The 11,211-nt window shown below is 45.0% G+C and carries 5 protein-coding genes; 1 reads left to right on the top strand and 4 read right to left on the bottom strand.

Translation table 11 applies throughout. The features are described 5' to 3' along the window. The first annotated feature begins 144 nt into the window (after positions 1-144). Positions 145-3,846 (top strand): phosphoribosylformylglycinamidine synthase, encoded by a 3,702-nt coding sequence (gene purL / locus WS42_RS08140; RefSeq protein ID WP_046450963.1) that lies wholly within the window; start codon positions 145-147, stop codon positions 3,844-3,846. A gap of 442 nt (positions 3,847-4,288) precedes the next feature. On the opposite strand, the gene lpxA is transcribed toward purL, so the two are convergent. The 4 genes from lpxA to WS42_RS08165 are packed head-to-tail and all read right to left on the bottom strand — an operon-like array spanning position 4,289 to position 10,865. Continuing rightward, positions 4,289-5,068 (bottom strand): acyl-ACP--UDP-N-acetylglucosamine O-acyltransferase, encoded by a 780-nt coding sequence (gene lpxA / locus WS42_RS08150; protein WP_013610892.1) that lies wholly within the window; start codon positions 5,066-5,068, stop codon positions 4,289-4,291. Positions 5,069-5,094: 26 nt separating this feature from the next. After that, entirely contained in the window at positions 5,095-6,483 is a 1,389-nt protein-coding gene (locus tag WS42_RS08155; protein WP_013610893.1) for an efflux transporter outer membrane subunit, read from the bottom strand. Positions 6,484-6,491: 8 nt separating this feature from the next. Beyond that, a complete protein-coding gene (locus WS42_RS08160; protein WP_013610894.1) occupies positions 6,492-9,665 on the bottom strand; it encodes an efflux RND transporter permease subunit in 3,174 nt (1,057 codons plus the stop codon). Positions 9,666-9,686: 21 nt separating this feature from the next. Next, a complete protein-coding gene (locus WS42_RS08165) occupies positions 9,687-10,865 on the bottom strand; it encodes an efflux RND transporter periplasmic adaptor subunit (RefSeq protein WP_022161046.1) in 1,179 nt (392 codons plus the stop codon). Positions 10,866-11,211: the final 346 nt, after the last annotated feature.

Raw genomic sequence — 11,211 nt, forward strand, 5'->3', positions numbered from 1 at the left:
TGGTCCGGCCGTTCCGTCCCGTTTCGGGAATCGTTATTTTAATTTTTCCTGTCTATTCTTTATTTCCCGGTTATGGTATTTCAACAAGAAATAGTTATCTTTGTGTGCTTTTGATCACGTGAAAATAAATTATTATATTAAAGCATGACTATAGTTTTCTATCAGAAAGACGCCACGGTATATGCCGTACAGTATCAGACGTCTGAAAATTCTCTTGATGTCAGTAAATTAGAATGGTTGTTCAGTGGTGCGCACAAAATACAAGGTGATGCCCTGAAAGGTTATTTTATCGGTCCTCGCAAGGAAATGATTACGCCGTGGAGTACGAATGCAGTCGAGATTACGCAGAATATGGGGATCGGGGGGATTCTCCGGATAGAGGAATTTACACAGACGGCTTGTGACAATATACCTTACGACCCGATGTTGCAGGCATTTTATAAAGGTTTGGACCAACATATCTTTACAATCGATAAACAACCGGATCCGATCATTTACATCGATGATATTCGTGCCTATAATGTGAAGGAAGGATTGGCTTTGAATCCCGATGAAATTGCTTATCTGGAAGGATTGGCTGAAAAATTAGGACGGAAATTGACCGATTCCGAAGTATTCGGTTTTTCGCAGGTCAATTCGGAACACTGCCGTCATAAAATTTTTAACGGTACCTTTATTATCGACGGAGAAGAGAAAGAAAGTACACTCTTTAAACTGATTAAGAAAACTTCTCAGGAAAATCCGAATCGGATTGTTTCCGCTTATAAAGACAATTGTGCGTTTATCGATGGGCCGCAGGCGGTGCAATTCGCTCCGCATACCCATGATAAGCCGGATGTTTATGAGACGAGAGAAATAGATACGGTCATTTCGCTGAAAGCCGAAACGCACAATTTCCCGACAACCGTAGAGCCCTTCAATGGAGCGGCAACAGGTAGCGGTGGAGAAATTCGTGACCGTATTGCCGGAGGGCAAGCAGCCCTTCCGTTGGCCGGTACAGCTGTGTATATGACCTCTTATCCCCGTTTGGATGCTTCCCGGATTTGGGAACAGCATATCGATCCCAGAAAATGGCTTTACCAGACTCCGGAGGATATTTTGATCAAAGCTTCCAATGGTGCTTCTGATTTTGGAAATAAGTTCGGTCAGCCGTTGATCTGTGGCTCCTTATTGACTTTCGAACACGAAGAAGACGGACGTACCTATGGGTATGATAAAGTGATTATGCAGGCCGGTGGTGTGGGCTTCGGTAATCGTCAGCAAGCCATGAAGAAAACACCTGGAGTAGGAGATAAAGTGGTGTTGTTGGGAGGTGACAATTATCGGATCGGTATGGGAGGTGGTGCCGTTTCTTCTGTCGATACCGGGGTTTATGCCGGGGCTATCGAGTTGAACGCGGTACAACGGTCTAATCCTGAAATGCAGAAACGGGTTTGTAATGCGATCCGGGCAATGGCCGAGAGCGAAGTGAATCCGATTGTTTCTATCCACGATCACGGTGCCGGAGGACATTTGAATTGTTTATCCGAGCTGGTGGAAGAAACCGGAGGTAAAATACATATGGAAAATCTTCCTGTCGGCGATCCGACCTTATCTGCAAAAGAAATCGTGGGGAATGAATCACAGGAACGGATGGGATTGGTGATGAAGGAGAAGGATGTGGCCGAACTGAAACGTATCGCAGACCGTGAACGGGCTCCGATGTACGTCATCGGTGAAACCACCGGAGATATGAAGTTTACTTTTGAGAATGCAAAAACTCATGAGACTCCGATCGATCTGGAACTGAAAGATATGTTCGGTAATCCTCCTAAGACGATTATGGAGGATAAGACCGTTAAAGAAAAATATGCCGATCTGGAATACTCCGCCGATAAATTGGAAGAATATTTGGAGCAAGTGTTACAAATAGAGGCGGTTGCTTCTAAGGATTGGTTGACGAATAAGGTAGACCGTTCAGTATCGGGCCGTATCGTGCGTCAGCAGTGTGTCGGTCCTTTGCATTTGCCTTTGAGCGATGTTGCTGCCGTCTCTTTGGATTATAGCGGACACCGTGGGATAGCAACCTCCATCGGACATGCTCCTGTAGCTGCAATGGCCGATGCTCCTGCGGGTTCACGTTTGGCTATTGCCGAAGCACTGACTAATCTGGTATGGGCGCCGATCGAACAGGGATTGAAAGGAATCTCACTTTCTGCCAACTGGATGTGGCCCTGCCGCAATGAAGGAGAAGATGCCCGGTTGTATCAGGCGGTACAGGCTGCCAGCGACTTTGCTATCGAGTTGGGAGTGAACATTCCTACCGGGAAAGACTCACTTTCTATGACCCAGAAATATGGGGACAAAAAAGTGTATGCTCCGGGAACGGTTATCATTTCTACTGTCGGCGAAGTAACCGATTTCCGTAAAATTGTCATTCCTGTATTGAAAAATGATCCGGCTACCGAGATCGTCTATGTCGATTTCTCATTCGATAAATTGAAATTGGGTGGTTCCAGCTTTGCCCAGATTCTGAATAAAGTGGGCAAAGAAGTGCCCGACATTAGGGATAGCGAGTATTTTGCCCGTGCATTTACAGCTATTCAGCAATTGGTGGATGAAGGTATCGTTTTGGCCGGACATGATATTTCTGCCGGAGGTATGGTAACGGCACTGCTCGAAATGTGTTTTGCAGATAATCGTTTGGGTTTGGATATCGATTTTTCATTCCTGGCTGAAAAAGATATGATTAAGATCTTATTCGCTGAAAATCCCGGCGTGCTGATTCAGATAGCGGATAAGGATGCTAAAAAGGTTTCCGCTCTGATGGATAAAGCCGGTGTTGCTTACGCTTTCTTAGGAAAGCCGGGTAAGGCCGGATTACTGAACATCAAGAAGGATGCGGATAGCTGGTCGTTGGATATCCCTTCTTTACGTGATCTTTGGTTTAAGACTTCTTATTTACTCGACCGGCGTCAGAGTGGCGAAGAGAAGGCATTGGAGAGATACAAGAGCTATAAACACAATGAGTTGAAATATAAATTCCCACAAGGTTTTACCGGCAAATTGGCTGATTTGGGCTTGCAGTTGAACCGTACTGCTAAATCGGGTATCCGGGCTGCTGTGATCCGGGAGAAAGGGTGCCAGTGTGAGCGTGAAACGGCCTGGGCTTTGCATTTGGCCGGTTTTGACGTGAAGGATGTACACATGACCGATTTGATCAGCGGACGTGAAACTCTCGAAGAGGTAAATATGATTGTCTTTGTCGGAGGATTCTCGAATTCTGACGTGTTGGGTTCTGCCAAGGGGTGGGCCGGCGCTTTCAAATTCAATGAAAAAGCACGACAGGCTTTGGAGAATTTCTATAAACGCGAAGACACCTTGAGTTTGGGTATTTGTAACGGATGCCAGTTGGCTGTTGAACTGGGACTTATTTATCCCGAGCATGCTGAAATGCCTAAGATGTTGCATAATGACTCCCATAAGTTTGAATCCGGTTTTGTCAATGTAACGATTCAGCCGAATCATTCTGTAATGTTAAAGTCTTTGGCAGGTAGTCGGTTAGGTATCTGGATCGCTCATGGAGAAGGTAAATTCAGTTTGCCTTATGCCGAGAGTGAATACCATATTCCGATCAAATACAGTTACGATGCCTATCCGGGCAATCCGAACGGTTCACCGTTCGCTACAGCGGCGATCTGTAGTAAAGATGGCCGTCACCTGGCGATGATGCCTCACTTGGAACGGTCTATCTATCCATGGAATTGGGCATATTATGCTGAAGGACGCAGTGAGGATGAAGTGAGTCCGTGGATCGAGGCTTTTGTCAATGCCCGGAAATGGATAGAGGAAAAAGTGAAGGCATAAGCTGAATGTAGTAAGATCGTGTTCATAAACGACGAAGATTATATCGATTTATAACAGGAAGGTTCGATCGCCTTCCTGTTTTTTTTACTTGGACGAGATGTCGGAAAAAAGGTGATGGATAAAGAGTACCGAATTATGAAAACGATCTACAGATATGCAGCAGGACCGGGAGAGGAGATTCGGGAAACAGTGCGGTAAACTGATTTGTATGAATACTACAAAATGGTAAATGCCTTCCTGGGGGATGTGATTATCGAAAAAGCTTTTCAAAAAGAAGGGAACTTTGGAGGGGAGAGGTTATACATGTCGGATCACTCGCTATTATCGGCAGTCTGGAAAATGAACGTATTCAGATCAGATAAGGAAGAAGTATCAACGGTTGCAAGAGTTGGCCTTGGTCAGTCTGATCGTTGTCACTCTTGTAACCGTTGAATTTTTAAATTTACATTGTCGTTCCGATAATCCCCTTTTTAGATTGTTCGATAAAATCTACCAGGTAAGTGATTTCCGGACTGAGAGGAATAATATCTTTGATTCTTCGCAGGGCATTTTCCAGACTGGTACCGCATTGATAAATTTGCCGGTAACATTTAGCTATATTATCGATCACATTTTCGGTGAGATGGCCTTCTTTAGCCAGGATCAAAGCATTGATTCCATAGTAACTGATCGGATTGTGGGCCGCCACGATATAAGGCGGAACATCTTTGTTGGCGCGGCAGCCGTCACGCAATAGTGCCCAGCTTCCGATACGGCAACCGTGTTTGACGATCACTTCACTACCTAAAATCGCCTTGTCGTCGATAATACAGTTTCCTGCTGTTTTGGCACCGTTTCCCAATACACAATGGCTGCCTAAATGGGTGTCGTGTGCCAGATGTACGCCTTCCAGCAGAAAGTTACCGTCTCCGATTATCGTACAATCGGTTGTGTTCGTGCCCCGGTTAAGGATCACTTTCTCCCGTATGGTATTGTGATTACCGATTTTCAGGAGGGTATCCTCACCCTTGAATTTAAAATCCTGAGGAGTAGCACCGATGATGGCACCCTGATAGATGATATTATCCGTTCCCATACGGGTGCCACTGAGAATACTGGCATAAGGCATGATCGTACAATTGTCTCCGATTTCGACATTCTTGTCGATATAGGCAAAAGGATGAATGGTAACATTCGCTCCGATCCGGGCTTCTTTATCTACATACGCTAAAGGACTGATCATATTTTTTGTTTTTAAGGTTAGTGTCGTTATTTAGTGCCTCCACCCAATGCATGGTATAGGTTTACTACGGCCTGCAAACGCTGGAACTCATCGGAAATTCCGGACAACTGAGCGTTTAACAGCGATTGTTGTGCTGTCAGTACTTCCAGGTAATTCGTATTAGAGGTACCTAAAGTTAGTAATTCCTGTGTATACTCCACCGATTTTTCCAATGAATTTATTTGTTTCACCCGTTGTATCCGTTTATCTTCAGCCGATTGATACAGACTCAGTGCATCGCTGACATCGGCGCCTGCATTCAATATCGCTTGTTCGAAACTTAACATCGCCTCTGCTTGCTGGGCTTTGGCAATCTTTAAGCGGGCAATATTCGCTCCCCGGTAAAATAAAGGTTGGGTCAGTGAACCGATAGCCGAGGCAATCATTTTTCCGGGATTGATGATCGTGTTCCCGGCTTGATTGGTCCATCCATAAGTCCCGCTGATGGAGATCGACGGATAGAAAGCAGCACGTGCTTCGTTGGCATTATAATATGTTCCTGCTAATGCCATTTCTGCCGCTTTGACGTCCGGACGGTTGGATAACAATTGTACCGGGACGCCGGTATGCAGTATTGTCGGGAGTTGTTGGTCCTCCAGCTTGCCGCGTTCGATTTTCTGAGGAGCTTGTCGCAACAGTAAGGATAAGGCATTCTCGGTTTCCCGGATCTGATTTTTCAGGTCGGAGATAGAAGCCAGCACCATATAATAATTGGCTTCGCTTTGTACAACTCCTGCTTCATTGACCATCGCCGCCTCTTTCATCGCTTTCATGGTCTCGACATTTTCTCCCCATAATACGGCAGTTTCTTCTGTGATCTGCAACTGCTTGTCGAGCATCAGTAAGGTGTAATAATAATTGGCTATTGCAGCGACAACCTGGGTTTGCACAGCTTGTCGATAGGCTTCACTCCGTAATAAGGCTGCTTTCGCCGCCCGTTTTGTATTTAGAATCTTTCCGAAAAGATCCAATTCCCAACTTGCTGAAACGGGCAGGGACCAGCTCCAACTGCCTTTCATCCGGTCGAAACTACTCACTCCGCCTTGGGGGGCAAGGGTAAGAGAAGGAAGGTAGGATAAACGCGAAGTCATCAGGCTGGCTTGAGCTTCTTTTACCTGCAACATAGCGGTTTGCAAGTCTGTATTTCTTTCGAGACCCAAGCGGATCAACACTTGTAATTGAGGATCGGTGAAAACCTTCTCCCAGGGTAGATTGGCCATATTGACGGTATCGGATACCAGGGTATCGTTCACCGAAACAGGATCCCTGTACAAGCCTTGCGTATCTACTTCGGGACGGCTGTATGGTTTGTATATATGGCAGCTGCCCAGTAGAGCTGCCATACATAAAGGATATATAATCGTTTGTATTTTCATGGTATTTCTTATTTCGTATATTGTTCAATTTCAGAGGCGATATCCGTATTATCCGTATCATGCCATTCCAGCGGTTTGACTTTTTCCTGGATATGTTCGAAAACAACAAACAAAGCCGGAACAATAAAGATCTGACAGATCATTCCGATAAACATACCACCGATCGCTCCGGTTCCCAAAGTGCTGTTACCGTTGGCTCCGACTCCATGAGCGAACATCAGCGGCAGCAATCCGATGACCATAGCCAGGGAGGTCATTAAGATAGGGCGTAACCGGGCAGAAGCTCCCGATACGGCTGCTTCGGTAATGCTCATACCGGTTTTCCGGCGGTCTAAGGCGAATTCAGTAATCAATATCGCATTTTTAGCCAACAGACCGATCAACATAATCAAAGCGATTTGCATATAAATGTTGTTTTCTACTCCCATGATCTGAGCGAAAATAAAACTACCCATCAATCCGGAGGGGACGGAAAGCAGTACGACCAGAGGCAGAATATAACTTTCATACTGTGCACTCAGCAACAAATAGACGAATACGAAACACAGTGCGAATATCATCGCTGTCGTACTCCCGCTACTACTTTGTTCTTCCCGGGTCATTCCGGAAAATTCGAATCCATACCCTGTTGGCAAGGATTGGGCGGCAACTTCTTCGATAGCTTTAATCGCCTGTCCGGAACTATAGCCGTCAGCCGGCGAACCGTTCACACTCATGGAGGTAAACATATTGAAACGCTTGATGTTGTCGGGACCGTATACTTTTGTCAGCGTCATAAATTGACTGATCGGTGCCATTTCGTTTCCGTTCCGGATTTTGACGTTTTGCAGAGATTCCGGATTGATCCGATAACGGGGATCTGCCTGAATCATTACCCGGTATAATTTACCGAAACGGTTGAAATTGGATGCATATATACCGCCGTAATAGCCTTGCAAAGTAGTTAGGATATCGTTGGGACTGATACCGGCTTGCTTACATTTGGCTGCATCTATATCGATCATATACTGAGGGAAAGTGGGGTTGAAAGACGTTTGAGCCGTAGCGATTTCAGGCCGTTCTTTCAATTTTCCCAGAAATTCCTGAGCAACTTCATAGAAAGTATTCAAATCTCCACCGGTTTTATCCTGTAAGTTGAACTCGAAACCGTTGGTGACACTGTAGCCGGGGATCATCGGAGGGGCGAATAACAATACTCGGGCATCTTTGATCAGAGATTGAGCCTGCATATATAGGGTACCGATTACCGTATTGGCATCTTCCCCTTTACCCCGTTCTTTCCAGTCTTTCAATTTTATGATCAGCGTCCCGTATGAGTTACCTTGTCCTGCCAGGAAGCTGTAACCGGTTACCTGGGTCCTGCTCTTCACTGCCGGATTGGCTGCCACCAAACTGTCTACCTGTTCCATAACGGCTTCGGTTCTCTCCTGGGCGGTACCCGGTGCCATATCGACTACGGCGAAAATGGTTCCGGTATCTTCATTGGGAACCAATCCGGTAGGAGTGATGTTCATCAGGAAGATCATAACGACGATAGTCGCTATAACGATGGCAAATGATAAAAATTTACGACGGATAAAGAATGTGATTCCTCGTTCGTACTTTTTCAGGGTAACATCATAAGCGGCATTGAATGCGATGTGGAAACGTTCGATCAGAGAAGTCTTTTTCTTCTCTCCGTTTTTATCGTGGGGATGTAAAAATATAGCACACAATGCAGGACTTAACGTTAAGGCATTGATTGCCGATAGGCCGATAGCAATAGCCATCGTGAGTCCGAACTGCCGGTAGAAAGTTCCTGAGGTTCCTGTCATAAAACTTACCGGAATAAATACAGACATCATGACCAGGGTGATGGATACAATGGCTCCCCCCAGTTCGCTCATCGCATCGATAGAAGCCAGACGGGCCGATTTATACCCTTGGTCGAGCTTGGCATGAACCCCCTCGACGACGACAATGGCATCGTCGACAACAATGGCAATGGCCAATACCATGGCACATAAGGTTAGCAGATTGACACTGAAACCGATCAGGTACAGACCGAAGAAAGTACCGATCAGCGCAACAGGGATTGCTATGGCCGGGATCAAGGTGGAACGAAAATCCTGCAAGAAGATATATACCACTAAAAATACCAGTACAAATGCTTCGAGCAAGGTTTTCAATACTTCGTGGATAGAAGCGAACAAAAAGTCGTTGGCATTCAACAATTCTACGACTTTGACTCCGGGAGGTAAGGTCGGTTCCACTTTTTTAAGGTATTCCTGAATGTCCTGGATGATGGTCGTAGCATTGGATCCTGCCGTTTGGAAAATGATTGCGGTTACTCCCGGATGTCCGTTGACATTGTTCTGGAAACCATAAGTCAACCGGCCTAATTCGACTGTTGCAATATCTTTCAAACGCAAAATTTCTCCGTCGGAGGTAGCCCGGATAACGATATTTTCAAATTCTTCCTGCGTTTGTAAACGCCCCTTGTATTTCATGACATATTGAAAGGACTGATTACCCCGTTCTCCGAATTGTCCCGGAGCAGCTTCGATGTTTTGTTCTGCTAAAGCAACCGATACATCACTGGGCATCAGTTTGTATTGGGCCATAACATCCGGTTTCAACCAGATACGCATCGAATAGTCGGTTCCCATCACCATGGCGTCTCCAACCCCCTGAATACGTTTAATTTCAGGGATAATGTTGATGTTCATGTAGTTCTCCAGAAATTCGTTATCGTATTTATCGTCGGAACTATAGAAAGAAAAACCTAGCAGCATACTGGATTGCCGTTTTTGGGTGATGACTCCTACCTGGGTGACTTCGGCGGGAAGGAATCCCTGGGCTTTAGCTACCCGGTTTTGCACATTTACTGCAGCCATATCGGGGTCGGTACCCTGCTTAAAATAAACTTCTATGCTGGCTTCTCCGGTATTGGTCGCTGTGGAACTCATATACATCATGTCCTCCACACCGTTGATTTGCTCTTCCAGCGGAGCGATAACACTGTTCAGAATAGTCTGTGCATTGGCCCCGGTATAGGTTGTGGTGACCCGGATGGTTGGAGGGGCGATATCCGGATACTGCGATACAGGTAAGGATACAAGTCCTAATATACCCAATATAACGACGACAATGGAAATTACCGTTGAAAGTACCGGACGGTTAATAAATCGATCTAATTTCATTTTCTTAAGCTTTAAAGCAGATTATTTATTCACAGGTTGAGTGGCAGCTTTGATTTTGGCAGCTGCAGCCTCAGGAGTGATCGGTTGGATCTGGGTGCCGTCCCGGAGCGTTCCTACTCCTTCGATAACGATTCTGTCTCCCGGATTTAATCCCGAAGTAACGACGAAATTTTTACCGTCATCCAATTTGAATACTTCGACTTCAGTATTTTTTACCTTCGAGTCGGCATCTACGACAAACACAAAACGTTTATCCTGAAGTTCGTAGGTGGCTTTTTGAGGTACCACCAACACATTCTGAAGTTGGGAAGGAATGATAACGGAACCGGTGCCTCCGCTTCTCAATAGACGTTGAGGGTTGCTGAAGGTGGCACGTACGCTTACCGATCCGGTTGTTTGGTCGATTACTTCACTGATTGTCTCGATTTTTCCTTGCTGGGAATAAGGACGGCCGTCTGCGGTGGTTAAAGATACCGGAGGCATTTTTTCCAAAATCTTACTAGAAGTGCTGTCCTGACGGATCAGGTCGAGTAATTGTTTTTCAGTCATAGAAAAATAAGCATACATTTCTGAAATATCGGAAACCGTTGTGAGCGGAGTCGTCATACTCGGACTGACCAGGGAACCGACCCGGAAAGGTACTTTTCCCATGACTCCGTTGACGGGACTTGTGACTTGCGTATAGGAGAGATTTTTTTCGGCGTTGGTCAGCTGTGCCTTCGCCTGAGCCAGGGCTGCCTCGCTGGAAGCCAGCGCATTCTCTGCTGTCTGAAGATCGAATTTACTGATAATATTCTTTTGTTCGAGTTGCCGCTTGTTTTTGGCCGTCAATTCTGCGGTCGCAACATTGGCTTTAGCTACTTCTACAGCAGCTTTTGCTACGTTGACAGCTTCTTCGTATTGAACAGGATCGATAACAAATAAGGTTTGGCCTTTTTGGACACTCGAGCCTTCGTCTACACATAGTTTCGTAATAAAACCACTTACATTCGGACGGATCTCGACATCCTGGCGTCCTTTGAAAGTTGCCGGATAAGCAGAGGTCAATTTTACCGTTTCGGGCTGTAAAGTGATTACTGCAAATTCGGGAACCGTTTGTTGTCTTCCCTGATTTTTTCCTCCACATGCGACACACATTGCACTCAAGGCAATGATGAATAAGTTATGCATTCGAGTCATTTTCAATTTTTCAATTTTCATATTGCGTATTATTATAAATTTATTTTTGCACTCTTTCCCTTATACATAATTCGTGCTAATTCTTTCAAATATTTCCGGGTATTAAGAATATTTGATAAAAATTGGATTTGAGAAATGTAAGAAATGTTAAGATAACGTTTGAGAGATGTAAAATGCCCCATCTTTAAAGAAAATGAAATGACTGATCGGGTATAAGTATCACTCATAAATGGGTATGATTACTAACAAGTGACAAAGATAACAGATATTTTTATTTTTCGTAAATAATGTAGAGGAGTTCTATAAATTAAAATATTGTAGTACAGTTGTTTATATGGTTCCAAGAGCGTAAATTTGCAGAAAATAA

The sequence above is a fragment of the Odoribacter sp. N54.MGS-14 genome, from assembly GCF_000980295.1.
Classification (GTDB): Bacteria; Bacteroidota; Bacteroidia; order Bacteroidales; family Marinifilaceae; genus Odoribacter; species Odoribacter splanchnicus.

Bases quoted from the DNA above. Each gene is read 5' to 3' on its own strand.
- purL (WP_046450963.1), top strand. From the start codon at position 145: ATGACTATAGTTTTCTATCAGAAAGACGCCACGGTATATGCCGTACAG.
- lpxA (WP_013610892.1), bottom strand. From the start codon at position 5,068: ATGATCAGTCCTTTAGCGTATGTAGATAAAGAAGCCCGGATCGGAGCG.
- WS42_RS08155 (WP_013610893.1), bottom strand. From the start codon at position 6,483: ATGAAAATACAAACGATTATATATCCTTTATGTATGGCAGCTCTACTG.
- WS42_RS08160 (WP_013610894.1), bottom strand. From the start codon at position 9,665: ATGAAATTAGATCGATTTATTAACCGTCCGGTACTTTCAACGGTAATT.
- WS42_RS08165 (WP_022161046.1), bottom strand. From the start codon at position 10,865: ATGAAAATTGAAAAATTGAAAATGACTCGAATGCATAACTTATTCATC.